Source organism: Antarctobacter heliothermus, assembly GCF_002237555.1.
Classification (GTDB): domain Bacteria; phylum Pseudomonadota; class Alphaproteobacteria; order Rhodobacterales; family Rhodobacteraceae; genus Antarctobacter; species Antarctobacter heliothermus_B.
On record NZ_CP022540.1, the window covers coordinates 1,102,464 to 1,125,986 of the forward strand.

General features: G+C 58.5%; 26 protein-coding genes. 11 read left to right on the plus strand and 15 right to left on the minus strand.

Annotated features, from left to right (window positions below):
• Positions 1 to 8: 8 nt before the first annotated feature.
• From ANTHELSMS3_RS05245 to ANTHELSMS3_RS05280, 8 genes are all read left to right on the plus strand, one after another.
• Positions 9 to 1,007, plus strand: coding sequence for a flagellin (locus ANTHELSMS3_RS05245; RefSeq protein WP_094033959.1), 999 nt, complete (start codon positions 9 to 11; stop codon positions 1,005 to 1,007).
• Positions 1,007 to 2,113, plus strand: coding sequence for a flagellar basal body P-ring protein FlgI (locus tag ANTHELSMS3_RS05250; protein ID WP_094033960.1), 1,107 nt, complete (start codon positions 1,007 to 1,009; stop codon positions 2,111 to 2,113). Before ANTHELSMS3_RS05245 ends, ANTHELSMS3_RS05250 begins: the two co-directional genes overlap by 1 nt.
• 69 nt (positions 2,114 to 2,182) lie before the next feature.
• On the plus strand, positions 2,183 to 3,052 hold the full coding sequence (gene motA / locus ANTHELSMS3_RS05255) for a flagellar motor stator protein MotA (RefSeq protein ID WP_094033961.1): 870 nt from the start codon (positions 2,183 to 2,185) through the stop codon (positions 3,050 to 3,052).
• A complete protein-coding gene (locus tag ANTHELSMS3_RS05260) occupies positions 3,049 to 5,322 on the plus strand; it encodes a hypothetical protein (RefSeq protein WP_157733399.1) in 2,274 nt (757 codons plus the stop codon). The genes motA and ANTHELSMS3_RS05260 overlap by 4 nt, the downstream gene beginning before the upstream one ends.
• 415 nt (positions 5,323 to 5,737) lie before the next feature.
• Positions 5,738 to 7,813 (plus strand): flagellar biosynthesis protein FlhA, encoded by a 2,076-nt coding sequence (gene flhA / locus ANTHELSMS3_RS05265; RefSeq protein ID WP_094033963.1) that lies wholly within the window; start codon positions 5,738 to 5,740, stop codon positions 7,811 to 7,813.
• Positions 7,814 to 7,830: 17 nt separating this feature from the next.
• Entirely contained in the window at positions 7,831 to 8,577 is a 747-nt protein-coding gene (locus tag ANTHELSMS3_RS05270; RefSeq protein ID WP_094033964.1) for a flagellar biosynthetic protein FliR, read from the plus strand.
• Between the two features lie 6 nt (positions 8,578 to 8,583).
• On the plus strand, positions 8,584 to 9,672 hold the full coding sequence (locus ANTHELSMS3_RS05275; protein WP_094033965.1) for an EscU/YscU/HrcU family type III secretion system export apparatus switch protein: 1,089 nt from the start codon (positions 8,584 to 8,586) through the stop codon (positions 9,670 to 9,672).
• Positions 9,669 to 10,100, plus strand: coding sequence for a hypothetical protein (locus ANTHELSMS3_RS05280; protein WP_254694850.1), 432 nt, complete (start codon positions 9,669 to 9,671; stop codon positions 10,098 to 10,100). The genes ANTHELSMS3_RS05275 and ANTHELSMS3_RS05280 overlap by 4 nt, the downstream gene beginning before the upstream one ends.
• Before the next feature lie 62 nt (positions 10,101 to 10,162).
• On the opposite strand, the gene ANTHELSMS3_RS05285 is transcribed toward ANTHELSMS3_RS05280, so the two are convergent.
• Genes ANTHELSMS3_RS05285 through ANTHELSMS3_RS05325 form a run of 9 tightly spaced genes read right to left on the minus strand, consistent with a single transcriptional unit; the run spans position 10,163 to position 14,719 of the window.
• A complete protein-coding gene (locus ANTHELSMS3_RS05285; RefSeq protein WP_094033967.1) occupies positions 10,163 to 10,669 on the minus strand; it encodes a flagellar basal body-associated FliL family protein in 507 nt (168 codons plus the stop codon).
• Positions 10,670 to 10,678: 9 nt separating this feature from the next.
• Positions 10,679 to 11,407 (minus strand): flagellar basal body L-ring protein FlgH, encoded by a 729-nt coding sequence (flgH, locus tag ANTHELSMS3_RS05290; RefSeq protein WP_094033968.1) that lies wholly within the window; start codon positions 11,405 to 11,407, stop codon positions 10,679 to 10,681.
• Positions 11,408 to 11,415: 8 nt separating this feature from the next.
• A complete protein-coding gene (flgA, locus tag ANTHELSMS3_RS05295) occupies positions 11,416 to 11,829 on the minus strand; it encodes a flagellar basal body P-ring formation chaperone FlgA (RefSeq protein ID WP_094033969.1) in 414 nt (137 codons plus the stop codon).
• Positions 11,829 to 12,614 carry a flagellar basal-body rod protein FlgG gene (gene flgG / locus ANTHELSMS3_RS05300; protein WP_094033970.1) on the minus strand — a complete coding sequence of 262 codons (786 nt, stop codon included), beginning with the start codon at positions 12,612 to 12,614 and terminating at the stop codon, positions 11,829 to 11,831. The genes flgA and flgG overlap by 1 nt, the downstream gene beginning before the upstream one ends.
• Before the next feature lie 10 nt (positions 12,615 to 12,624).
• Positions 12,625 to 13,338, minus strand: coding sequence for a flagellar hook-basal body complex protein (locus ANTHELSMS3_RS05305; protein WP_094033971.1), 714 nt, complete (start codon positions 13,336 to 13,338; stop codon positions 12,625 to 12,627).
• A gap of 1 nt (position 13,339) precedes the next feature.
• Positions 13,340 to 13,609, minus strand: coding sequence for a flagellar biosynthetic protein FliQ (locus ANTHELSMS3_RS05310; protein ID WP_089276488.1), 270 nt, complete (start codon positions 13,607 to 13,609; stop codon positions 13,340 to 13,342).
• Positions 13,610 to 13,613: 4 nt separating this feature from the next.
• On the minus strand, positions 13,614 to 13,907 hold the full coding sequence (gene fliE, locus ANTHELSMS3_RS05315; protein WP_089276489.1) for a flagellar hook-basal body complex protein FliE: 294 nt from the start codon (positions 13,905 to 13,907) through the stop codon (positions 13,614 to 13,616).
• A 32-nt stretch (positions 13,908 to 13,939) separates the two neighbouring features.
• Complete coding sequence (gene flgC / locus ANTHELSMS3_RS05320) at positions 13,940 to 14,329, minus strand: flagellar basal body rod protein FlgC (protein ID WP_094033972.1); 390 nt, start codon at positions 14,327 to 14,329, stop codon at positions 13,940 to 13,942.
• A gap of 15 nt (positions 14,330 to 14,344) precedes the next feature.
• Positions 14,345 to 14,719, minus strand: coding sequence for a FlgB family protein (locus ANTHELSMS3_RS05325; RefSeq protein ID WP_094033973.1), 375 nt, complete (start codon positions 14,717 to 14,719; stop codon positions 14,345 to 14,347).
• Between the two features lie 84 nt (positions 14,720 to 14,803).
• Between ANTHELSMS3_RS05325 and ANTHELSMS3_RS05330 the strand changes: the two genes are divergently transcribed.
• Complete coding sequence (locus ANTHELSMS3_RS05330) at positions 14,804 to 16,171, plus strand: FliI/YscN family ATPase (RefSeq protein WP_094033974.1); 1,368 nt, start codon at positions 14,804 to 14,806, stop codon at positions 16,169 to 16,171.
• Between the two features lie 18 nt (positions 16,172 to 16,189).
• On the opposite strand, the gene ANTHELSMS3_RS05335 is transcribed toward ANTHELSMS3_RS05330, so the two are convergent.
• The 6 genes from ANTHELSMS3_RS05335 to ANTHELSMS3_RS05360 all read right to left on the minus strand — a co-directional run bounded on the left by ANTHELSMS3_RS05335 (position 16,190) and on the right by ANTHELSMS3_RS05360 (position 20,408).
• Complete coding sequence (locus ANTHELSMS3_RS05335; RefSeq protein ID WP_254694851.1) at positions 16,190 to 17,398, minus strand: DUF1217 domain-containing protein; 1,209 nt, start codon at positions 17,396 to 17,398, stop codon at positions 16,190 to 16,192.
• Positions 17,399 to 17,410: 12 nt separating this feature from the next.
• Positions 17,411 to 17,821, minus strand: a complete 411-nt coding sequence (flbT, locus tag ANTHELSMS3_RS05340) for a flagellar biosynthesis repressor FlbT (RefSeq protein WP_094033975.1) — start codon at positions 17,819 to 17,821, stop codon at positions 17,411 to 17,413.
• The gene (gene flaF / locus ANTHELSMS3_RS05345; RefSeq protein WP_094033976.1) at positions 17,818 to 18,195 is read right to left on the minus strand and encodes a flagellar biosynthesis regulator FlaF; all 378 of its coding nucleotides are present in this window, start codon (positions 18,193 to 18,195) and stop codon (positions 17,818 to 17,820) included. Before flaF ends, flbT begins: the two co-directional genes overlap by 4 nt.
• Positions 18,196 to 18,269: 74 nt before the next feature.
• Positions 18,270 to 19,598 carry a flagellin gene (locus ANTHELSMS3_RS05350; protein ID WP_094033977.1) on the minus strand — a complete coding sequence of 443 codons (1,329 nt, stop codon included), beginning with the start codon at positions 19,596 to 19,598 and terminating at the stop codon, positions 18,270 to 18,272.
• A gap of 200 nt (positions 19,599 to 19,798) precedes the next feature.
• Positions 19,799 to 20,146: a hypothetical protein gene (locus ANTHELSMS3_RS05355; protein ID WP_094033978.1), complete on the minus strand. Its 348-nt coding sequence runs from the start codon at positions 20,144 to 20,146 to the stop codon at positions 19,799 to 19,801.
• On the minus strand, positions 20,139 to 20,408 hold the full coding sequence (locus tag ANTHELSMS3_RS05360; RefSeq protein ID WP_094033979.1) for a rod-binding protein: 270 nt from the start codon (positions 20,406 to 20,408) through the stop codon (positions 20,139 to 20,141). The genes ANTHELSMS3_RS05355 and ANTHELSMS3_RS05360 overlap by 8 nt, the downstream gene beginning before the upstream one ends.
• A gap of 111 nt (positions 20,409 to 20,519) precedes the next feature.
• On the opposite strand from ANTHELSMS3_RS05360, the gene fliK reads away from it, so the two are divergent.
• Together fliK and ANTHELSMS3_RS05370 are read left to right on the plus strand one after the other, a co-directional pair.
• The gene (fliK, locus tag ANTHELSMS3_RS05365) at positions 20,520 to 22,691 is read left to right on the plus strand and encodes a flagellar hook-length control protein FliK (RefSeq protein WP_094033980.1); all 2,172 of its coding nucleotides are present in this window, start codon (positions 20,520 to 20,522) and stop codon (positions 22,689 to 22,691) included.
• Between the two features lie 8 nt (positions 22,692 to 22,699).
• Positions 22,700 to 23,386, plus strand: coding sequence for a flagellar hook capping FlgD N-terminal domain-containing protein (locus ANTHELSMS3_RS05370; protein WP_094033981.1), 687 nt, complete (start codon positions 22,700 to 22,702; stop codon positions 23,384 to 23,386).
• The last annotated feature ends 137 nt before the right edge of the window (positions 23,387 to 23,523 follow it).

Sequence of the window (23,523 nt, forward strand, 5' to 3'; positions counted from 1 at the left end):
AACCCGACATGGAAGTCATCGGAGACATGGCGCGCGCCCTGGTGTTGCGCACCAACCAGGTGCGCCTGCGTGAGGAAATGGATAAACTTGCGGTCGAGGTCTCGACCGGATTCGTCAGGGACGCGGGCAAACATCTGCATGGTGATTTGACCGGGCTGCAGTCGATCGACCGCGCTCTTTCGCGGATGGACACCTACCGGGTCAATACGACCGAGGCCAGCTTTCTCTCCGGGTCGATGCAAACGGCACTTGATGAGATCCAAGGGAGGAGCGAAACGCTGTCGCAAACGCTCATTGCGGCAGAACTCACGCCAAACTCGGCCTTGCTAAGCACGATGGCCGACGACGCGGAAAATGCACTTAGCCAAGTAATGAACGGTCTCAACCGCTCCGTTGCCGGGAGGTTTCTGTTTTCGGGAACTGCAACAGACCGGCAAGCCGTCCAAAGCGCCGATGCTCTACTGAACGATGTGCGGACGGCACTTGTCGGCCAGACCGATATGGCTGGCGTCGAGGCTGTGCTGGATACCTTCTTTGGCGCAGGCGGAACCTATGAAACAAATACTTATGAGGGGTCCAACACCGGTCTTGCGCCGCTGAAGCTTTCTGAAACAGAGAGCGCCAACCTGGATATCCGGGCAACTGACCCCGTTTTTCGTGAAGTATTGAAACCCATGGTTATGGCGGCGCTGGCAACGGATGGCACCTTGGGGTTCGATCAGGATCTGCAAATCGAAATCCTGACCACCGCCGGGCGAGACCTGCTTGCCGCGCAGCAGGATTTTGTCGAGCTGCGCGCGGGCCTTGGGGCGCTGGAGGCGCGCGTCGAAGAGACAACAGCCCGAAACTCGGCAGAATTCACGGCCACGAATATCGCCAGGCTCGATCTGGTGGGAACGGATCAATACTACACCGCGTCCCGCTACGAAAATATCCGGACTCAGCTGGAAAGCCTCTACGCCATCACGGCCAGATCCCAGCGACTTTCCCTTGCGGAGTATCTCTGATGTTCATTCGTTTCTTACTCTCGTTCTTTCTGGCGTTGGCATTTGGTATCCCGGCATCGGCTCAATCCGTCCGCATCAAGGATTTGGTCGAGGTTGATGGCGTGCGGTCGAACGACCTTGTCGGATATGGGCTAGTTGTTGGTTTGAACGGGACTGGAGACGGACTGCGAAATTCGCCCTTTACCGAAGAAATCATGTCGAACATCCTTGAACGGCTGGGCGTGAACGTCACGGGCGAGCAGTTTCGCCCGCGCAATGTGGCGGCGGTCTTGGTGACCGGAAAGCTCCCTCCGTTTGCGCGGATCGGCAGCCAGATTGACATAACGGTCTCGGCCATCGGTGACGCCAAAAGCCTTTTGGGCGGCACACTAATCATGACTCCGCTGAATGCCGCGGATGGTCAGATTTACGCCGTAGCTCAGGGCACAATCATTGCAGGCGGTGTCGAAGTCGAAGGTGAGGCAGCCCGGATCGTTCAAGGCGTCCCGACGGCAGGGGTCGTTCCCTCGGGGGCCCGGATCGAACGGGAGATTGAATTTGATTTCACCCAATTGTCCACGCTGCGATTGGCACTCCGCGAGCCGGATTTCACAACCGCCGCGCGGATCGAAGATGTTATAAATCGCTCCATCGGACGGCGGGCGGCGACAATGCTGGACGCGGGAACGATCAGTGTGGACCTGCAACGCGCCGGGGCCGGGTCGCCGGCTCGGGCGGTCGTGGCCATCGAAAACCTTGCGGTCGAACCACAGCGCCGCGCACGGGTCGTTGTCGACCAGCGATCAGGTACCATTGTGATGGGTTCTGACGTGCGAATTTCCCGCGTAGCGGTATCGCAGGGGAATCTGACACTTCGGATCGAAGAGGCGCCACTGGCGATCCAGCCTAACCCGTTCAGCGATGGGGATACTGTAGTGGTGCCGCGCACCGGTGCCCTGATTGAAGAAGAGCCGGGTATCGGCCTTGCCGAGGTTCCGACGGGCACAAATCTATCAGAGGTGATCGCCGGTCTAAACGCATTGGGGGTCAGCCCGCGGGATATGATCGACATTCTCAAGAGCATTAAGGCCGCCGGCGCATTGCATGCTGATTTTGTGGTGATGTAACGGCGCTGAAGAGGCTTTCTTAACGGCTGGCTGACAGGCTGGCGACGGCAACGGATCGGGAGAGCGTATATGCTCGGAATCATTGGTATCGTGGTGATCTTCGCCATGGTTTTCGGCGGCTACCTTGCCGCTGGCGGCAAGCTGGGGATCATCATCAAGGCGCTCCCGTTTGAGTTCATGATGATCGGGGGGGCCGCCACCGGCGCCTTTTTGATCAGCAATGACGGCGCAACGGTGAAGCACACGCTCAAAGACGTGGCCAAGGTCTTCAAGGGCGCAAAATGGAAACCCGAAGACTATCGAGATTTGCTTTGCTTGCTCTTCGAACTGATCCGGTTGGCCCGGCAGAACCCGGTCGCCATTGAAGAGCACGTCGAATCGCCAAAGGAATCCAACATCTTCGGAAAGTACCCCAAGATACTGGCGGACAAATACGCCATTGAACTGATCTGCGACACGATGCGATCCGTTTCGATGAACTATGACGATCCGCACCAGGTGGAAGAGGTTCTGGACAAACGGCTTGACGGAATGCAGCATCACGCCCTGCACTCCAGTCACGCGCTGCAATCCATGGCAGACGCCCTGCCAGCTCTCGGAATCGTTGCGGCGGTTCTAGGCGTGATCAAGACAATGGCGTCAATCGATCAGCCGCCCGAAGTATTGGGCAAGCTGATTGGTGGCGCGCTGGTTGGCACGTTTCTGGGCGTATTCCTAGCCTACGGGCTCGTCGGACCGTTTGCGACCAAGGTCAAGGCCGTCGCGGAAGAGGACCTTCAATTTTATCACCTGATCCGCGAAGTCCTGGTGGCCAATCTTCACAACCATGCAACCAACATCTGCATCGAAGTTGGTCGTCAGAATACGCCGGACCACTTCCGACCAAGCTTTGAGGATCTTGAAGAGGCGTTGAAATCGGTCAAACAGGAGGCCGCATGACCCGCTGGATTTTCTGGCTGCTGATTTTGCTCTTGCCGACCGTTACGGCGGCGCAAACCGTGACAGTGCGAAGCGGTGAACATGGGGAATTTACACGACTTGTCCTCGATGTTCCTGATGGAACTGACTGGGAACTGATACCTGATCAGGAGGCCGCGCGCGTTACGCTTTCATTGGGCTCTGGGCCGTACGAATTTGACACGTCGACAGTCTTCAACCGGATTGGAACTGAACGGATCGCCGGGTTAACGCCATCGGCGGATGGCCGAGGGCTAGATATAGGTTTGAGTTGTCAATGTGGTGCGGAAGCATTTGTATTAAGGGGAACCATGCTGGTGATCGACATTGCGCCATCTGATCCACTGGCGCAAATTGCTTCGTCCAGGGCCGTCTGGCGGGAATCCGAAACAACAGATCCTGTTCGGTCGCCTTTACTGCGTGAGTTTGCCCAAATCCGCTTCGGCGATGCCCCGCAGATCGGACCTCAATCGGAAGACGCGCGCCGTCTGCCCTATTTTGCGGACAGTGTGGCCGAGGATTTGGTCTCGTCCATCCTCAATTCCCGGGACGGGGGGCCGTCTGCGTCACGCGATCTTGGTAACCAACTCGCCGCGGACCTTGCCGTGGCGGCGACTCAGGGACTTTTGGATCCGGCTATCAGGTCTCCCGCTGCGCCCATACAGGTGGAGGATCGCCAACCCGACCCAGTGATTCCCGATGAGTTGTCAATTGACCCGGGTACTCTCGCAAGACGGCTTGCGGTAGGCCTGTCGGGTCTGGACCACCAAGCTTTGCAAAATGGACGGATTTCGGTCGGCGGTGAAGTGTGTGTCCATGACCGTGATCTTGCGATTGGCTCCTGGTCCCAAGCAGATGACGATCCAAACGTCATTCTGGCAGAAAGACGTGGCAAGGTTTTTGGAGAGTTTGATAGGATTGGGTCGAAATTTCTTCGGCAATATGCAACGTCGTTGCTGTACTATGGCTTTGGTGCCGAGGCACGCTCGGCACTTTCCCTGCAACCTGAAATGCAGGCCCCAACCCTTGTCGCGCTGTCGTATGTCGTCGATGGCGAACCGGACCCCACTGGCCTCTTCGATGGGTTGGCCGGATGTGACGGCGCAGCTGCGCTTTGGTCGGTCTTGTCGCTGCCTCCGTCGCCCGACGCTCCTAAAATCTCTGCTGCCGCCATCCTGCGCAATTTTGAGACCTTGCCGAAACATCTGCGGTCACATTTGGGGCCCAAGTTGGTCGATCACTTGTCCCGATCTGGCTACTCTGACGTCGCAAAAGATGTGCTGCGCCGCTTGCAGCGAATGGAAGGTGAGGAAACCGACAGTATTGCCTTGGGAAAAGCGCAACTGGCTCTAAAAGAAGGACGACATGGCGAGGCGGGAAAACGCCTACATGACCTTTCCGTTGCCGGCGGTCCTGAAGCGGCGAAGGCCGTTGCTGCGGCAATTGAACTTGCCGACGCGACGGACACGCCGGTGCCAACGCGTATCGTCGAATTGTCCGATGCTTTTGCAACAGAATTGCGCAACACAGAAGATGGCCAGAAACTCTGGAAATCGCACGTGCGTTCGCTGTTGATAAACGGTGCGTTCGACGCTGCGTTTGCCGAATTCGACGCCCCGCACGGCATGCCGCCAGAGGTTGTCGCATTTATGCAGCAAGTTGCCCTGAAGTTCCTTGTCGAGAGAGCAGATGACCTGACCTTTCTGAAGCTGGCAACTCTGTCGCTTGCAGACGGTTTGCACCCTGATCAATCCGCGACCGGGATCAATATCGCCGAGCGTTTCTTGTCCCTTGGCCTGCCTGACATCGCACTTGAACAGTTGGTCGTGACGACCGACGAGAACAATCTGCCAGAGTCCCGCACAGCCAGAGCGGCGGCGCTTCTCGCCCTTTCTCGCCCTGCAGAGGCCGAGATCATCTTGATTGGGCAACGCGGAGATCGGGTAGTGCGGTTGCGTGCCGAGGCGCGTCGCCAAATGGGCGACCATGTTTTTACCAAGGCCATATATGAGAGCATTGGTGATGGCCCCGCCGCTGTGGACGCCGCTTGGTTATCCGGTGACTGGGAGGATGTCGCCGAAAGCGACACTGCTCTAGCACCGGCAGCGGGCCTCATGCAAACTACGCCGGTTGCCTTTGATGCATCGGATTTGACCCTTTCCGCTGCAAATACCTTATCAGCGGCCAGCGCGCACTCTCGAGAGACACTTCGAGCGCTGCTGGATGCAACTTCTGTTCCAATTGAGGACTGAATTTTCCTTACGGTTTCTAAACTGTTCTGGCCTACCCAAGAAGGTATGGAAGACTGAATAGGAAGGCCAAGAAATGGCGCAGTCCCACATTCGGCGGAATGCTGACGTGGTCAGGATGGTTCAAACATCGGCACGGCTCGGAACAGGGATTCGGCACAACCCGCAGATCCGGGCGAGGTGCGAACCGAGGTCGACAAGCCCCGCCTTTGGTGTCGAGATCCTTGTTCTCTGCGCATCTGGTTTGTCTGCCACCCCTAAAATTTGCGTCAAATCAGGAGCGCTAGCAACCTGCCGCTCTCGTCAACGTGGAATGTAACCCACTCGGCAATGAGGGAGAGAGAATAAGTATACCTCCTCCTATCATTGGTCGGCCAGCAAACCGCCGTCGTCCGGCGTGACAGCGAGAAAGCAGCCCATGTCACCTTCTAGCCTCTTCAAACCCACTATCCTTATGGCGCTTGCGCTTATGGCAGTGATTGTCATGATGGTTTTGCCGGTCCCATCCTGGGTGTTGGATGTCGGTCTGGCTGCGTCGTTCGGCCTCGCCATTCTGATTTTTACGGTCACGCTGTTCATCGAACGCCCGCTTGATTTTTCCGCATTCCCGACGATTCTGCTGACCTCGCTGATGCTGCGGCTGTCGCTGAATGTCAGCTCAACCAAACTGATCATAGGTCAGGGGCATACCGGCACACACGCCGCAGGCGAGGTAATCGAAGGCTTTGCCAATTTCGTCATGGGGGGCAGTGTTTTTCTAGGGCTTGTCGTCTTCGGTGTCCTGATGATTGTTAACTTTGCCGTGATAACAAAAGGCTCAGCACGCATGGCTGAGGTTTCGGCACGCTTTGCCCTTGATGCTATGCCGGGGAAGCAACTGGCAATCGACGCGGACATGTCCGCGGGGGCGATCGACCATACAGAGGCTAAGCGCCGCCGTGAAACTGAACAACAAGAGACAACCTTTTTCGGGTCTCTCGACGGCGCGTCGAAATTCGTCAAGGGCGACGCAGTTGCCGGCCTTTTGATCACCATATTGAACCTCGTCATGGGGATCATCATGGGCACCGTAATGCATGGTATGCCGCTGAGTAGCGCGCTTGAAACTTATGCGATCCTGACCGTGGGTGACGGGTTGGTATCCCAAATTCCGGCTGTGATTATTTCGATTGCAGCGGGTCTCTTACTGGCACGTGGGGGGGCGACCGGGGCAACGGACGTTGCCGTGGCAGCCCAACTCGGGCGACATCCCTCGGCGCTCTTGGCGGTTGCCGTGCTGATGGTGCTTTTTGCGCTGGTTCCGGGCCTGCCCTTTGTGCCCTTCATTCTTGGCGGCGGGGTTCTTGGCGGGACGGCCTGGTGGTTGTCCAGACGCCCCCCTGAAACAGAAGACGGAGCAGAAGCTGCTGAGGAAGAGCCTGGGCCGCCCGTTCAACACATGGGCGACGTCCTTGATTTGGACGACATCCATGTCGAATTTGCACCCGATCTGGTCAATATGGTGTTGGATCCGGGCACTGGACTGGACGTCAGAATAGCCAACATGCGGCGTCACATTGCGTCAAATTTCGGCCTCGTCCTGCCAGAGATCCGCCTGACGGACGCCCCTTCTTTGCCGACCGGCACCTATGTGATCCGCATCCACGGAGTCGAAATGGCGCGGGGTGAGTTGAATCCCGACTTCGTTCTTGCACTTTTGCCGGAGTTCAGCGGTGCCCTGCCACAGGGACGTGACGTTACCGAACCAGTCTACGGTGCGCCCGCACGCTGGTTGCGTCCCGAGGATCAGGAAAAAGCCGCGATCACCGGAGCGACCATCGTCTCACCGACTGAGGTGTTGGCAACGCACTTGCTTGAAGTAATCCGCCGCAACTTTGGTCGACTTCTGACGTTGAAGGCGCTGCGCCGTCTGCTGGATGAAATGGTTTCTCTCAGCAATCAGTCCCGTGCCGAAGCAAATCGCAAGCTGCTGGATGAGCTGATCCCGGACAAAGTGCAAATCGACACCCTACTTCAGGTGCTGCGGCTCTTGTTGGATGAACAGGTTTCGGTGCGCAACCTACCACTGATCCTTGAGACAATCGCCGAAATGCGGGGCCAGCAATCCCAGGCCGAGGCTATCTGTGAACATGTGCGTCAGCGCCTAGGCTTTCAGCTTGTGGCAGGGATGCGACGCGATGACGGAACTATTCCACTCGTCCAACTTGCCCCGGAATGGGAAGAAACCTTTTTGTCGTACCAGGTCGAAAGTAGCCAAGGCGCGCTGGACGTTGCATTGCCGCCGGACAAGTTTGAGGCACTCACCAGCGGCTTGGCCGAAACCATTGGCGAAGCGGCTAACCGGGGCGTCTCTGCCGCCGTGGTCACCTCTGCCCGGCGCCGAAGATTCTTGCGCACGGTTATGGTTGCCAAGGGCCTCAATGCGCCGGTCATGTCCTATGAAGAAATTGGGTTGGAGGCACGGCCTGCACTGGTTGGGGTAGTGGCCGCGTGACCGCACTGCACCCTCTGATGGAACATTTTTCAGGCGGGCTGTGGCTTTCACTGGTGGTGTTTCTCCGGGTTGCAGCGACTCTTGCGGCCCTTCCCGGCTTGGGTGAACAGGTCATTTCCGTCCGAGTCCGTCTTGTCATCGCAATCATGTTGACTGTGATCGTCACGCCGGCCGTCGCACCGGGGATCGACCTGCCGGACCCAACGCTTGGTGCGTTTGTGATGGTGCTGGCCACGGAAACGCTCAGCGGGCTGTTTCTGGGAATAATGCTGCGGCTGTTCATTCTAGCCATTCAGACTGCTGGGGCAATGGCCGCGCAATCCACATCACTTTCGCAGCTATTGGGGGGATCGGGGCTCGATCCGCTGCCAGCTATTGGCCATATCCTCACCACGGCGGCGCTGGCGCTTTTGATGGCGACCGGCTTTCACATAAAGGCTGCGTCCTTCCTGATCCTGTCGTACGAACTGCTGCCAGCGCTGCAATTTCCAAATCCAGCCGATGTGGCCGACGCCGGGCGTCATCGCGTAGGGCAGAGTTTCGCCTTGGCGTTTACCCTTGCCGCGCCGTTTGTCCTGATGTCGGTGATCTACAACCTGACGTTGGGCGTTATCAACAAGGCGATGCCCCAGCTTATGGTGGCGTTTGTCGGTGCGCCTGTCATTACGTTCGGGGCAATCGCGCTATTGATGATCTCGGCCCCGATCCTGCTTTCGGTCTGGTTACATGCCTTTGACGGCTTTCTTACCGCGCCCTTCAGGTAGATCTCCATGTCGCAGCAAGACGATTCGGCGGAAAAGAGCCACGAACCCTCTGAGCGAAAACTCGATCAGGCCCGAAAAAAGGGTGAAATTCCGCGCGCGCCGGACATTCTGACAGCGATGGCCTACCTTGGCATGTTGATCTGCATGGTGGCGCTGGGTGGTCCCGGTCTGTCGCAATTTGCGGAATCTCTGTTGCCACTGTTGGAACAGCCCGACCGGCTGGAGGCCCTGTTCTTTGAGGATGGCGCGCCCGCAATGGTAGGTTCCGTAATGTCGGCGGCCCTGATGCCTGCGTTGCCTTTTCTCGCTGTGCCCGGGCTGTTTGTCCTTCTGACGCTTTTTGCAACTCGCGGGGTGCTATTCACCGGGTCGAAATTGGCACCCAAGGCATCACGCATCAACCCGATCGAGAATGCCAAGAACAAGTTCGGTCGTCGGGGTCTGTTCGAGTTCTTCAAGAGTTTCGTCAAACTGAGCGTTTATTCCATCCTTCTCGCGGTATTTTTGCGTGGCAAACGGGATGTGATCATTGGTGCGATCATGGGTACGCCGGGCGAGGTTGTCCTGAGCATGACCAGCCTCATTCAGCAGTTTCTGTTCATCGTCGTTCTGATTGCAGTGGTTATAGGTGGAACCGACTTGTTCTGGCAACGCGCTGAACACATTCGCAAAAACCGGATGACGATGAAGGAATTGCGCGACGAAATGAAGGAATCCGAGGGCGATCCGCACCTAAAACAACACCGCCGCATGCGTGCTCAAGAACTGGCGTTGAACCAGATGATGGGTGAGGTTCCGAAGGCGGATGTGATCATCGTCAACCCGACCCATTTTGCTGTCGCCCTGAAGTGGAGCCGGATGGGGGGATCTGCCCCGGTGTGTGTGGCCAAAGGTCAAGACGCCGTTGCGGCGCGCATCCGTGAGGCGGCGAAGGATGCCGGCGTTCCGATCCACTCTGATCCGCCAACCGCGCGGGCGCTGTACGCCACCACAAAAATCGGCGCGGAGATTGCGGCGGATCACTATCGGCCCGTCGCAGCGGCGATCCGTTTTGCCGACAGTATGCGTGCCAAAGCCAAGGAGAAGCGCTGGTGACATCCAAATATGATGATCTGACCGAAGCAACCGAATTGCTGTTGGAAAGAGATCTCGAGAAACACCGACGAAACCTTGCCGAAAGCAGTCGTCTTGCGGGAGAATTGGCGCAGATCGACGGTTTGCGCCAAGCCGCTCAATCTGACACCGGGGCAATAAACGCCAGACAGATACTGGGTGCGGACACGTTGTGGCAGGGCTGGCTGGCGACACGGCGGGCAGAGATCCTGCGCCATAGCGCCATGGCCCGAGCGCAGGAGGCAGATAGCCTCGCGCGGGCTAAAACCGCGTTTTCCCGAGTCGAAGCTGCCAGAAAACTGGCCCGCCAAGAGGCGGAAGCCCAGCAAAAACGTCGGCTCAAGGCTGAGGCGGATGCCAATGACGCGCTGGGCATTCTCCGCGAGGCGCGGGCCCAGGGTATTTCATGATCCCTAACAGCAAAGGCCACCCCGAAAGGGTGGCCTGCAAAGCTAACGCAATTGCGGTTTGGTCAGGCGTCCTGACGGGCGATTTCAGTGATCAACACGTCCTGTACGTCCGATCCGAGAACCGAACGTGCCGCATCGAGAAGGGCAGAACGCAGAATTTCCATTCGATCGCCGGACGTAAATGAACCTTCGAAACCGCCGATATTGGCATGGTCGAACATGACTTGTAGAAAAACGTCCCGCAGTTTCGGCTCACGCGCGTAAACCGTCTGGCTCGCGCCGCCACTGACCTCCAGACTCAGAGCTGCTACAACCAACGCCTCGACCCTCTTTGCGCCCATTATGGGGATCACGAACTGGTTGTTAAGTTTGACGTATTCATTGCCTTCGCCTCCGTGGGGGTCTGATTTGTGCGAGTCGGCCGCCGTATGGAGGCCGTCAGACTTGACGACAGCATTATCCGCGACATCCGGAACATCCCCGTTTGCAGGCATCAAGAATAATCCGGCGCCGACGCCAGCGCCGGTGCCAATCAGGGCCAGAACGATTGGAAGCAATTTCTTAAGCATGAACCGACCTCAGAAGGGCAGGATCGCATCCAGCACTTGCTGGCCGATCCTGGGTTGCTGCATGTCGCTGATCTGACCGCGCCCGCCGTAGGAAATGCGGGCCGCCGCGATTTTGTCATAGGTTATTTCGTTCTGGCGCGAGATGTCTTCGGGCCTGACGTAACCAGATACAAGCAGTTCGCGCAGTTCAAAGTTCACCCTGACTTCCTGACTTCCTTCGATGGCCAGGACGCCATTTGGCAACTCATCGATCACCGTGACTGCAACGCGCAGGGTCAGGCTTTCGCTGCGCCGAACCGATCCATCGCCGCTGGCATCACTGGACGACTTGATCGAAACCGCGTCATCAAGGCTCGCACCGTCGGTGATACCCTGATTGATACGTTGCGGAATGCCGAAAAGAGCAGGGACGCCCAGGCTTTCCGACCCCGACCGAGATCGCGAAGTCTGGTTCTTGATTTCAGCGCTTTCGTCGATTTCGATCACGACCGTCATAATGTCACCGCGCCTGACCGCGCGCCGGTCGCCAAGCAGAGAGGTTTTTCCACCGCTCCAGAGAGAGGCGCGATCTGCTCCGCGTTTGGACGCGTCCCCCGGTGGCAAACCGGAGGCGATCATCGCAACGCGCTCCGGGCTGCTGGTGTCGGGCGTGAAATCAGGCTCTTTGCCGATGTGATCAACCCGCGCGCAGGCGCTTGCGGCCAGAGCCAATCCGATCAAGCCAAGTCGTCGCAACATGTCAGTCCTCACTTGTTCACCAGAATGCTGCCGTCCGGGGAAATCGTCCCGAACAGAACGGTGCGCGAATCCACGTTCATAACGCGAATGCGCTCACCTGCCGCGCCACGACCCAGCGCCCGCCCCTCGGCCTTGATGCGCAGGCCGACGTGCGCGTAGACCAGTTCGACCGCCTGATTTCGATCCACCAGTGCAGGCCGACCGACGGAGCCGCGCATTACTGCGCGGCCCGGGTAGATGGCTGTCCGCGCTTCCTGTCCGATTACCGCGTCGAGTGTCGTAAATGCGCCGGTCAACTGTGCAGGATCGAGGCGTACGGCATCCGCCGTGATGATCTGTTGCGGACGGATGGTCTGCGTGGCGACAACCGTGTCCGCTGGGGATATTGCGGGGACCAAAGCGAACAGGACCAACCAACGCATCAGCGGACCTGCGCCGTGGCGCCCATCATCTGATCAGCTGCAGAGATGACCTTAGAGTTCAGTTCATACCCCCGCTGCGCCTCGATCAGGTCGGTGATTTCCTTGACGGCATCCACCGAACTGTCTTCCAGGTAACCCTGCCGCACCGTCCCAAGCCCGTCTTGCCCGGGCGTCGTCTGGAGCGCGGGGCCAGAGGCCTCAGTCTCGACAAATAGGTTGGAGCCGATCGCCTCCAGCCCCTTGGGGTTGGAAAACCCGGACAGGGTGAATTGACCCAAAAGCTGACCCTCGGGGTCGTTCTGGAAATAGGCATAGACTTCGCCGTCGGCATTGATCGAGATACTGTAGGCATCCTCGGGAATTACGATCTCGGGCGAGATCGGGAAACCTTCGGATGTAACGATCAGCCCTTCACCCGTCCGCTTCAGCCCGCCATCACGGGTATAGCCCAATTGTCCTGATGGTAGCGTGACCTCCAGATACCCATTGCCCTCAATGGCAAGGTCAAGATCGCCGCCGGTTGCGGACAAAGCCCCCTGTTGTAGCTGCATGGAAACGGCGGCGGGCCGAACACCAAGGCCCAGTTGAACCCCGGTTGGCAAGACCGTCCCGTCTGCCGCGCTGACAGACCCGGCGCGGGCTAGTTGTTGATAGTGGAGATCGGCGAATTCGGCCCGGCGGGCGTTGTAGCCCGTCGTGCTCATGTTCGAGAGGTTGTTCGAGATGACTTCGACCCGCATTTGCTGGGCGCTCATCCCGGTGGCGGCGATCTTGAGGGCTCGCATGTGACGGCTCCTATTTGATGAAGGCTTTCAGAGCGCTGCGGATGCGTTCATCCTCTCGCTCCATGAAACTTTGACCCAGCTCGTAGGCGCGTTGCACCTCGACCATTCGGGCCACTTGAAGGATCGGATCGACGTTTGAGGCCTCGACAAAGCCCTGCATGACGCGAGGATTCTCGACTGGTTCGAACCCAGAGTCGCTGCGGAACATCTGACCGCCTTCGCGGATCATGCCCTGCGGTTCCAGCGGTTGCACAACTCCGACTCGTCCGATTGGACGACCCTCAGTGCTGATCGTGCCGTCGCGGGCAATCGCCAGGCCAACGGCCTGGGGCGGGACAAAGATCGGCGCGCCGCTTTCGTCCAGAACCGGGTGACCGTCCGGTGTGACCAGGGTCCCTTCGGCGCTGGGCGAAAATGCCCCGGCGCGGGTCAGGCGCTGTCCATCGCCGGTTTCAACCAGAAAGAAACCGTCGCCCTCAATCGCAAGATCATACAGGCCGCCGGTCTGTTCTAGGGTGCCTTGCCGCAAAGAGGTGGAGCCGATGCGTCCGGCACCCATGGATACGGCGGCCATCCCGTCGCCTTCGGCCACGAATTCGGAAAAGATCATGCCCTCTTGCCGATAGCCGGTGGTATTGGCGTTGGCGATGTTGTTGGCGATAACCTGCATTTCGCGCATCAGGCTCGATTGCCGGGAAAGGGCGGCATAGCCGGCAGTTTCCATGTCAGCCTCCGGTGATAAGGGGAATGATTTGCCCCTGGAAAAAATCCACGAGCGTGCGAGTCATAAAGCTCATCGACATCCAGAAGACGGCGACAATGGCCAGCAGTTTGGGCACAAAGGTCAGCGTCATCTCTTGGATAGAGGTGAGTGCCTGAAACAGGCCAACGCCGACCCCCATGACCAGCGCGGCGGACAGAATCGGCACGGAGGTCACCGTGGCGATCCACAACCCCATGCGCAGCGTGTCGAAAAAGACGACCTCTGTCAGCATGGCGTCAGACTGGCATCCTGAGGATTTCCTGATAGGCCTCGACGACCTTATCACGCACTGCAACCACGGTTTCGACGGCCAGTTCGGATTGGGCCAACGCCTCGACCAGCGCGTGAGGATCGGCGTCGCTGGTCATCGCGGTCTTGGCCGTCTCCTCGGCTTGCCGCAACTGATCGACGAATTCCTCCGTGATGCGGGTAAAGTCCTTTTCCAGCGGCACCGCCTGTTCCGGTTCAGGCTGCATCGCGGGGCGAGAGGCCGCATATTTCTGCGCGGCAAATAGAGAACGGACGTCCATTCTGGTCTCCTATCACTATGAAAATCAGGGGGTTAACGACGCAACAGATCCATCAGGCTGGTCGACATTTGGCGCGTCTGGTCAAACATCTTGAGATTGGCCTCATACGATCTTTGTGCTTCGCGGGCGTCGGCAATCTCGATGATCAAATCGACATTGGACCCAAGGTAGGTGCCGGTCTCATCGGCAAGCGGATGCGCAGGATCGTGGACAACCTCAAGATCTGTGCGGTCCAGCGCGACATCGCCCGCCCTGACCCCGGTCACATCTGCGGCGGTGGGCATGGCCTCAAACGGCATGGTCTTGCGCCGATAGCCGGGCGTGTCGACGTTGGCGATGTTCTCGGACAAAAGACGCAGGCGCGCGGCCTGTGCCTGCAGGCCCGTAGTGGTCACTTTCAAAGCGTTTGAAAAATCACTCATCGGATTATTCCTTTATCAACGGCCAAGGCTGGCGCGCAGGATGCTGAGGTTACTGCGGTAGATGGCCAGTGCGCGGTCATGTTGGCGCTTGGCGTCCACGGCGGTGACCATCTCCTGCTCAAGTGAGACAGTGTTGCCGTTGGGATCCAACGCGTCGCGGCGTTCGGAGATATCGACCGAACGACCGTTGCTGCCGTTGAGGTGCCTTTCGCGCGACGCCCGCTGACCCATCATCGAGTCGCGCAGGGTTTCGCCAAACTCCGGCAATTCGCGGGCCCGGTAACCGGGTGTATCCGCATTTGCGATATTCTGGCTGCTAAAAGCCTGCTGCATGCCCGCATGCCGCGCCATGGCCATCGCCGTTCTGAAGACGTCCAAATTCTGGAACATCGGGGCTTCTCCCTCGATTGCTTAAATCAAGGCTTAACGCTGATTCCTTTAGATATGGTTTGCGAGGAATGAACGGAGCGAACGATGGACGAAGACATCAATGGCCTCAGGGCGCGGATTTCGCAGATGCAGCCGGTGCGCGCCGTTGGGCGCGTGCAATCAGTTGACGGCACAATAATCTGGGTGCGGGGGTTGGCGGAACATGCCTGCATCGGTGACAGGTTGCGCCTGATGCACGGCAGCAATGTTCTAGGCGGAGAGGTGTTGCGGATCCGCGACGACCTAGTGGCGATGCTGCCAGATGAGGTGCCCGACGGGGTTTCCAAAGGGGATCGGGTTGCGGTGCTTGGCCCTCCGACTCTGGCCCCTTGCGACAGCTGGATCGGGCGGGTTGTCGATGCCTACGGTCGACCGCTTGACGGGGCGCCCCTTGGTCCGGGAGAACGTCGTCGCCCGTTTCGGGCCAGCCCTCCACCCGCCGCTGCGCGGGGCCGACTGGGTGCGCGGCTGGACACCGGCCTGGCAGTTTTCGACACACTTTTGCCGATAGTTCAGGGCCAGCGGGTCGGCCTGTTTGCCGGGTCCGGTGTCGGGAAGTCACGACTACTTGCGCAACTTGCGCAAGGGATGGACGCCGACGTGGTCGTTCTGGCGCTGGTTGGTGAACGCGGACGCGAAGTGTTGGATTTTGTGACAACTGTTCTGGGCCCGGAGGGCATGGCTCGCAGCGTGGTGGTTGCGGCCACGTCCGACCGCTCGCCGTTGGAGCGCCGCCGTTGCCCGTTGGCGGCGATGACGATTGCAGAGCATTTTCGAGATCAGGGAAAACATGTTCTCTATCTGGCGGATTCGATCACCCGCTTCGCCGAAGCGCACCGCGAAGTGGCCATCGCCTCAGGGGAATTACCGGCCTTGCGCGGCCATCCGCCATCGGTGGCGCACCAGATCATGCGTCTAGCGGAACGGGCGGGACCCGGACTGCAAGGATCGGGCGACATTACCGCCGTGTTCAGTGTTCTTGTGGCCGGGTCGGACATGGATGAGCCCGTCGCAGATATTCTGCGCGGCGTTCTGGACGGGCATGTTGTGCTGGACAGGCAGATTGCCGAAAGAGGGCGGTTTCCGGCCATTGATCTGCTGCGTTCCGTGTCCCGCAGCCTGCCAGAGGCGGCAAATGACCATGAAAATGAGTTGATTCAGAAGGTGCGCAGCTTGTTGGGGGCCTATGCGCGGTCCGAAACAATGGTGCGCGCAGGTTTGTACCGCGAAGGAGATGATCCGATACTGGATCAGGCGATGAAGGTCTGGCCAGATCTGGATGGGTTTTTGGCCGAAAAATCGCTGAATGGGGCGGCAGGGGCGTTTCAAAAATTGGAGCTTATCCTGCGGCGCAGCGCTGCAGCACCGCCGCGCCGTCCACAACAGGGGCGACCTATCGCTCGGGCCCGGTAGGCGGCTGCTGCTACGGGATCAGATGCGCTGTATGTTGATTGAGGACAACAACGTCAGCGCGATCTGGCTCGATCCGGTGCCCGCAGACTGTGACACCTGTGATTGCAGAAGATAGCTGTGGATCACCTTGTTCAGAATCGTAGGATCTTCGAGATCGGCGAATTCCGTAATGCCAAATCGACTTTGTGCCTTTTCGGTCAACGTTTCCAATTGTTTGTCGAGGTCGATTTGGCTGAAGCCGTCGGGCAGGCCCAGCGCAGTTTCAAAGACGCTGCGCATCATCGTATCGCCCAGAACGTTGAACCACTTGGTGTTGTCAGACGATGACAATCCGGCAAGTCCGGGAGCCGCGCGCTGAAAGCTGAGTGCGGTACCTATTGCGGCATCAACACCACTGACCGCCTCTTCGAAAAGTTGCCATTGATGGTTGTCGATGATGTCATTGGCGAAATTTCCGGCCTGCAAGGCCGTCGTCGGTTCCGAGTCAAATCCGAACACCCGAGACATTTCGGCCAGACCCGTTTCGCCCAACACATTGGCGAGCGCGCCGGGGCCATCGCCGCCATCTTGCAATGCCTGTTTCAGAAGATTGGGAGAGTTGATCCATTTCTCGGCACCAAACGCCCCCAATGCGACCTTCAACAGGTCGGTATCTGCTAGGAAGTCATCGACCGATGTGACCGAGCCAATGTTTTCTTCGAAATAGGCCTTGGTCGTTTCCAGCACCAACCGGGTCTGTTCTTCCAATGCCGCGGCTGCGTCCGGATCGTTCACATACTCCGGTTGCGCCAAAAGCGCGGCAAGGTCGGAACGCACTTTGACGTCGTAGGCTGCAGTGACTTCATCGTCGAACCCCTCTTCCTGAAAGGGAAAATCAACGGTTTCGGAAAAGTCGAAGGCATTGGCCAACGCCACATAGCGCCCATCGTTCAGCTTGTTGGCAAGGGCTGTATCGTCTTCAGTCCCTTCTTCAAGAACGCGTTTGATCAGATAGGTACTATCTACCTGATCGGATAGGCCGAAGGCAGACAGCGCCACACTCAACAAGCGCCGATCGTCAACCAATTCCGCACCGGATGAAATACTGCCGATTTTCTCAGCAAAATACTCGGTATCCCGGGCGATCTCCGCACTGGCGTTGAACGACGTGCGCTGGGTGTTCAGAGTTGACTGCAAAACTTGCCAGCCGACCAGACCAGTGCCCGGTATCATCGGAGTGATGGCCATCTAGCTCTCCTTTTACTGCGGTGCCGGTCCAGTAGCCAAAAGCCTGTCTTCACGCGGAATCAGGGCGCGCAGGGCCTTGAGGCACTGGTAAAACTGTTCGCCCAGCAGGGCTTCGGTCGCCTGGGTCAGCAATCGCCGGCTGTCGGCGTCGACCAGAATCTGACTCAACTCCTCGATCCGGGGCAGTAATTGTGCCCGCGCTTCGTCGGCGCTGGCGTCTCCAGTCAGGATGAGCTGGGCGTGATAGCACAGCCTCCGAACAGGTGTCTTTGCTTCTCCGGGGTGGATCGCGTCGCGCAGTCGCAGGACATTTGCATTGGGCGTCACGATCGACAGACGGCTGCGGCGATCGCCGTTTTCGATAACGGCTCCATTGATCAGCACGCGTTCGCGCGGCCCGAGTTTCAGGACTAGTCCACTCATTTCTGTGTGCTCCTGCCGCTCAATCCTTTCAGGATTGCGGCGTTGATTTCCAGCAGAGGTCTGACACGCGCCTTTTTCGTCAGCACCTGTGAGGTTTGGTGCTGCACAAACTCCGCGAGGTAAAAGATCCGAGCCCGCAATTCGGCTGGCAAGGCATTGTCGCTGTCAGCGACATCCACCGCCAATGCAGTCCAAAGGCGTTGATTGTCGGAAAGCGCTTCGACCAGTTTCGGGTACGATCGAGGACCCGCTTCGGCGGCGGCCTTGATTCGGTGTGTCACTCGGGCGATCAGTTCATATTCGGTACCGCGTGGGGTCTGGGTCGAGCGGGCGTTTTGGGCATAGGCCCGGTGCGCAAGTGTCTGTGCGTTCACGTCAGAACCTTCTGGTTATGAGAGTAAGGAGTTGAAATCCGGGGGCCGGTTTGGCCGGCCCCCGGTTGGTTGTATTACCGGAAAAGAGACAGCAGCGACTGCGGTGCCTGGTTGGCGATGGACAGCGCTTGCACACCCAGCTGTTGCTGGACCTGGAGCGCTTGCAGACGGGCGGATGCCTCTTCCATGTCGGCATCGACCAACGTGCCGATCCCAGATTTCAGGGCGTCGGTCAGGCTGGTGACAAAGTCGGCCTGAGTTTCGATCCGGCCCTGGGCCGAACCAAAAGCAGCTGCCGAGTCGATGGCCGTCTGAATCAGGCCTTCGATTTCTGTCAGAGCGCTGTCGACACCGGCTTGTGTGGTCACATCGACGTCTGAGAGCGTCTCAAGCCGGCCGCCGATTGTGGTGTCGGCCACCGCGTAACTGCGCACTTGGACAGAGAAGTTGTCGCCGGTGTTGTTGGCGCCAGTGAAATCCAGTTGGTTGGCGCTGGTTCCGTTTACGGATGCCGCGATTCCCAATCCATCGGTGATGTCCGAGTTGTCCGCGACATACTTGTTGAATGCATCGGCAAGGCCTTTGGCCACGTCAGCTTCGGTATCGCCGTCGCGTGCGATGTAAGTGATCTCTTGCGCGCCAGCCGTTGCGGTTGTGTTGAAGGTCGCGAGATCACCGGCACCAGCGGTGATTTCGATCGAAAAGCCGGTGCCTGCTGCTACGGCAGCTGTGCCGGCTCCGGCAGTTTGACCGATGACGGCAAGGGTGGTCGGCTGAGCGGTGTTGCCCGTCAGTGCCACTGCAGCGGCGTTTGCGGCACCAGAGGCAGCGTCGCTGCCAATCGCGACCGCAGCTGCGCTGGCGACGTCGATCGACCCGGCGGATGTGCCCAGATCCTGCTTGCCGACAGTGATGTCAGAGGCCGTCACACCGCTGCCCGAACGGTCAAGCGAGGCAAGGATGTTGATGCTACCCGTACCAGCAGCGGTGTCGGTATTCGAAAGCAAGTTGAGGCCGTTGAATTGGGCCGCGCCCACAACTGCCGAAATCTGATCACGCAGAGCATCGATGTCGGCCTGGATCTTGCCCCGGTCCACGTTCTCTTCCTGGGCGGCGACAATCTTGCCCTTTACGTCGGTCAACAGTTCGGTCACGGTTTCTGCGGCCTGGCGGGCAACAGAAACGGTCGACTGACCCAAGTTGAGGCTGTCCGAGATCCCCTTGAAGCCTTTTACGTCGGCTTCCATGACTTTGGAAATGGCCCAGACGGCCGAATTGTCTTTAGCGCTGGCCACACTCTTGCCGGTCGAGATTTCCTTTTGGGTGTCGCCAAGGCTGGTATTGATCGATTTCAGTGTCTGCAGCGCCACCATGGCGCCGTTGTTCGTCAGGATGCTAGACATAGAGTGTCCTTGCTTTCAAAAGGCGCTTTTGCGCCGGTTGCATTTGCCGCGTACGGCATCTCTGACGTCTTTCTGACGAATGCAGCCCGAGCTCTTTGCTGGTCTGCGCCACCTGCTGTGGTGCGTGGCCAACTTGGCCTTTCAATCCTAACGGAGCCCTAATCCCCTTCTTCTCTATCCTGCGGATTTTTCACAAATTCTCAGGCTCTGCGTTCGAGCCGCTTTGATGCTGGTGCGTCGATGGTCTGGCGTTTGCCATGCGCGTCGTAAGTGTCGGTTGCGCGTCGCGCCCGGTTCAGATCGCCAATGCGGGTGGCAACATTGCGGATTCCAGCCATTGCCTGGTCGAACAGTTCCTGATTTCGGCGCAATCCGTCTCGGAGAGGGGTCACTTCGCTCACGGACAGCGGACGATGTGCCAAGGCTTCTGCCAAGGCCTGCTTTTCTTCCATCAGCGTGGAAAGCCGGTCAAAATCGCCTTCCAACAGCGCGGTGCGCTCTGCCTCGAGTAGTGCTTTTAGGCGTTCGGCGACGTTTTGATCAGTCATTGGCTCTCTCCTTGAGGGCGTGAAACAGTGACTCTGCAAGGCCGATTCCACCGCCTTCAGTCATTTGCCGGGCCTGTTCCAACCGCATGAAAGACGTGAACTGGTTTTCGCCTTCGCCCCCTCCGAATCCCTCTGGCGTTTCGCCCACTTTGGCAGCCTTCAACATTTCGGCCAGAAAGTTTGCCTCTAGTTCGCGGGCGGCATCGCGCAAGGCGCGATCCTGTGGTGGTAACGGGCCCGGCTGTGTCAGTGAAATTTCCATCTTCTTTGTCTCCAATTCGACTCGCTCCGCTCGATTAGGCCTGATCGCGGTAAAGAAGTGGTAAGGAGGATCGCCCTAGGGTGGCGACGTGGAAGAATTCCCGGAGCATGCATGCTGAGCCAATTGACCAGCCTGTTGGGCCTGACCCCCGCGTCACGGGGCCCGAACACCCAGACAGGCGAAGAACCGACAATCGATTTTGCGAGCGTTTTTGCCCGCGCTGAGGATGAGCAGCCGTCTTGGCACCTCGATCCGGATCCAATCGCCGAGAAAGAAGAGGGCGAAGAGGCGGAGGAGGTCCTGTTGTCAGGTGCCGAATCCGACGACGCGGTGGACGTAGACCACCTAGGGCCCCAGAGCGCGGAGGCGGATGAAGGTGATGTGCCATTGACGTCCGGGTTGGATCGGACCGAAGATTCGGACTGGTTTGATGAGGACGTTAGATTTCAGGATAAACTCGATCCGCGACTTGGAATGCGCGGTCACGACGCCCTTGTTGCAATACCTTATGCAACGGTCCCGCCGGACAATCCTGTACCGACACGCGCTACTCCATCCCGGGTTTCGGTTGATGGTGGTGCGTTCGCGACCGTGCGCCTGAAAGAATCGGTGGACGTGAAAGAGGACGCTCCGCGGGTCATTTCAGAATCGGATGACATGATTGCGGCGCGTCGGAAAGATAGCGGTTTTGTCCCGGCAGCGACCGCAACCGCTCTTCCCGTTGACCCATCAATTGATTTACCCCGCGGACTAACAACAGATCCAGCGATTCACGCAAAACAGGCCGCCGACCTCTCCAAACAGCCGAATCCGACTGACCCAGCTTTGAATTCAAGGGCGCCGTTGGATATCGGCGAAGATGTAAGGAAAGTCACACGGGTTCCGCGCGGGGCGCCGGTTCAGCGAGAGTTGCCGGTCTTTCGGCTTGATATGTCTGCCGCCGACCGATTTCCGCAACAGTTTTCCCGCACCGACGCGCCGCTGACCGCTCCGCAGAGGAGTACTGCACTCCCAATCGACGGTCTTGTTGGACAGCGCGCTATGGAGAGCGTTGCGTCTGGTTCGCCAGCGTCGACGGATGGTCTCATCGACTTGGACGCGCCGATTTCACAAGGCGAAACTCCTGATGAAACGGCACCAAACCCACCTGCAGACACAACACCACGGGTCGCGAAGGCGGGACCGGGTCCGATTTTTGAGCGGCAGGCCGGATCGTTTCAATTGTCTCCGGACCGCGGCCGCACTGTCCCAGTGACGACCACCGTGAAAGATCCACAATCCGCATTCCCTCGTGACGCAATCGAAACGCGGCGGGCGCGTGCAGGAACTATCGTCGTGCCGACAACGGTTGCACCGGCACCTGCGATAAAGGTAGCGCCGCCGTCAGACTTGGGCGTGCTGATTGCGCCAGAGTTCATCCAACCCACAAGTGAGGGTGTAGATTCGCTCGAGGTAGTTGAAAAATCAGTGGTCGCTGCGGCCAAGATCCCCCAAGCTGCTGCCGAAAACTTCGTTTCCGGGTCACTGTCGAAACCTGGGGCGATGATCAGTTCGGACATAAACGAAAAGGTGAGCGTTTCGATTGCAGACCATCAATCCGCGAAAACGCGAATTGATGACCGCCATTTTCGCTTCGCCAAATCAGCAGGTGAGGACGGGATCGCCATCGACCGAGCGCATCAGACGCCGTCGACTGATCGGAAAGATTTCCACGCTGGCCCGGTTGGCTTACCAGCCCTTGGCAAACCCGGTCTGGGTGATGCCCGCGTGACATCCCCGATGTTGGCTGACTTTCTGGATGAGTCGTTGTCGGCCGAGTTGCGGGGGACCGGGGCCGCAGCCGACCTGCGAACCCCAAGCGTACAGCTGCCACCGACGACATCCATCTCAAATCGCGCTGATGCAATGGCGACAGTGCGACAGGTGGCAGAAGGCATGGCACGGCTTTCAGAGGGCAGCGTCGAAATTCGGCTATCACCCGAAGAGCTGGGGCAAGTGCGTATGCAACTGGTGCCCTCTGACACGGGCATGACTGTACATGTTTCGGCAGACCGGCCGGAGACTCTGGACCTGTTGCGACGCCATATCGACCAACTCGCGCGTGATCTTGCAGATGCCGGGTACGACGGGGCGTCTTTTACCTTTTCCGATGGAGGCGAAGGAAGACGTAGCGAGCAGCCGACGCCGGATGGCGACGACGCTCTTGTGGGCCAAGAAGATCAACGCGCAATGCGGACCTCGGTGGCGCCAGCCGCACCCGATGGGCTGGACCTTAGATTCTAGGAGACAACATGACCGAAATCACCTCAACACCGCCGCTTTACAGTAGCAATTCGACTCTAGCCTCCGGCGATTCGGGCGTCGTTACGGAAACCAAGCAGGCTGTGAGTTCGGACTTCGACACGTTTCTTAAAATGCTGACCGTGCAACTTCAGAATCAGGACCCGCTCAACCCGGTGGATTCCACTGACTATGCAACGCAACTGGCGACCTTTTCGTCGGTGGAACAGCAAGTTCTCACTAACGACCTGCTGCGCGAAGTCAGCGCCACCCTGAGCGGCAATGCACTGCAAGAATTGAGCGGATGGATCGGGATGGAGGCGCTGGTGCGCGCACCGACGTTGTTCAACGGCACTCCGGTTGCCGTCCGGCCTGATTATGCACAAGAGGCCGACGACGCGGCCCTGGTCGTGCGGGATGCGAGCGGGACCGTTGTTCAACGGTTCTCCTTGGAGCCTGGTCAGGAAGAGGTATACTGGGCCGGCACGGATGAATCGGGAGCCACGCTTCCGATTGGCATCTACCGTTTCGAAGTCGAGAGCTATCAGGATGAGACGTTGATCGACACCAAAGTTGCCCAAGTTTACAGCCAAATCCAAGAAGTGCGAAAGGATGGCGACCTGCTGCAATTGAGGCTGTCGGACGGCTCTGAACTTGAACCTGGGCAAATTGAAGGGCTGCGTGCGCCGCAAGTCTGAAGAGAATCCAGTTTCCCGGCAAGGCCGTCGATCAGGGGGTAGGTTTGTTTTATTACCCCCGATTACCCTAGGCGCAGCCCGATACTAGCGGGCCTCAAAGACATTCGCACAGTGTTTTGGCGAATCATTGCTGAGGC

Bases quoted from the DNA above. Each gene is read 5' to 3' on its own strand.
- ANTHELSMS3_RS05245 (WP_094033959.1), top strand. From the start codon at position 9: ATGGAAGTCATCGGAGACATGGCGCGCGCCCTGGTGTTGCGCACCAAC.
- ANTHELSMS3_RS05250 (WP_094033960.1), top strand. From the start codon at position 1,007: ATGTTCATTCGTTTCTTACTCTCGTTCTTTCTGGCGTTGGCATTTGGT.
- motA (WP_094033961.1), top strand. From the start codon at position 2,183: ATGCTCGGAATCATTGGTATCGTGGTGATCTTCGCCATGGTTTTCGGC.
- ANTHELSMS3_RS05260 (WP_157733399.1), top strand. From the start codon at position 3,049: ATGACCCGCTGGATTTTCTGGCTGCTGATTTTGCTCTTGCCGACCGTT.
- flhA (WP_094033963.1), top strand. From the start codon at position 5,738: ATGTCACCTTCTAGCCTCTTCAAACCCACTATCCTTATGGCGCTTGCG.
- ANTHELSMS3_RS05270 (WP_094033964.1), top strand. From the start codon at position 7,831: ATGGAACATTTTTCAGGCGGGCTGTGGCTTTCACTGGTGGTGTTTCTC.
- ANTHELSMS3_RS05275 (WP_094033965.1), top strand. From the start codon at position 8,584: ATGTCGCAGCAAGACGATTCGGCGGAAAAGAGCCACGAACCCTCTGAG.
- ANTHELSMS3_RS05285 (WP_094033967.1), bottom strand. From the start codon at position 10,669: ATGCTTAAGAAATTGCTTCCAATCGTTCTGGCCCTGATTGGCACCGGC.
- flgH (WP_094033968.1), bottom strand. From the start codon at position 11,407: ATGTTGCGACGACTTGGCTTGATCGGATTGGCTCTGGCCGCAAGCGCC.
- flgA (WP_094033969.1), bottom strand. From the start codon at position 11,829: ATGCGTTGGTTGGTCCTGTTCGCTTTGGTCCCCGCAATATCCCCAGCG.
- flgG (WP_094033970.1), bottom strand. From the start codon at position 12,614: ATGCGAGCCCTCAAGATCGCCGCCACCGGGATGAGCGCCCAGCAAATG.
- ANTHELSMS3_RS05305 (WP_094033971.1), bottom strand. From the start codon at position 13,338: ATGGAAACTGCCGGCTATGCCGCCCTTTCCCGGCAATCGAGCCTGATG.
- ANTHELSMS3_RS05310 (WP_089276488.1), bottom strand. From the start codon at position 13,609: ATGCTGACAGAGGTCGTCTTTTTCGACACGCTGCGCATGGGGTTGTGG.
- fliE (WP_089276489.1), bottom strand. From the start codon at position 13,907: ATGGACGTCCGTTCTCTATTTGCCGCGCAGAAATATGCGGCCTCTCGC.
- flgC (WP_094033972.1), bottom strand. From the start codon at position 14,329: ATGAGTGATTTTTCAAACGCTTTGAAAGTGACCACTACGGGCCTGCAG.
- ANTHELSMS3_RS05325 (WP_094033973.1), bottom strand. From the start codon at position 14,719: ATGTTCCAGAATTTGGACGTCTTCAGAACGGCGATGGCCATGGCGCGG.
- ANTHELSMS3_RS05330 (WP_094033974.1), top strand. From the start codon at position 14,804: ATGGACGAAGACATCAATGGCCTCAGGGCGCGGATTTCGCAGATGCAG.
- ANTHELSMS3_RS05335 (WP_254694851.1), bottom strand. From the start codon at position 17,398: ATGGCCATCACTCCGATGATACCGGGCACTGGTCTGGTCGGCTGGCAA.
- flbT (WP_094033975.1), bottom strand. From the start codon at position 17,821: ATGAGTGGACTAGTCCTGAAACTCGGGCCGCGCGAACGCGTGCTGATC.
- ANTHELSMS3_RS05350 (WP_094033977.1), bottom strand. From the start codon at position 19,598: ATGTCTAGCATCCTGACGAACAACGGCGCCATGGTGGCGCTGCAGACA.
- ANTHELSMS3_RS05355 (WP_094033978.1), bottom strand. From the start codon at position 20,146: ATGACTGATCAAAACGTCGCCGAACGCCTAAAAGCACTACTCGAGGCA.
- ANTHELSMS3_RS05360 (WP_094033979.1), bottom strand. From the start codon at position 20,408: ATGGAAATTTCACTGACACAGCCGGGCCCGTTACCACCACAGGATCGC.
- fliK (WP_094033980.1), top strand. From the start codon at position 20,520: ATGCTGAGCCAATTGACCAGCCTGTTGGGCCTGACCCCCGCGTCACGG.
- ANTHELSMS3_RS05370 (WP_094033981.1), top strand. From the start codon at position 22,700: ATGACCGAAATCACCTCAACACCGCCGCTTTACAGTAGCAATTCGACT.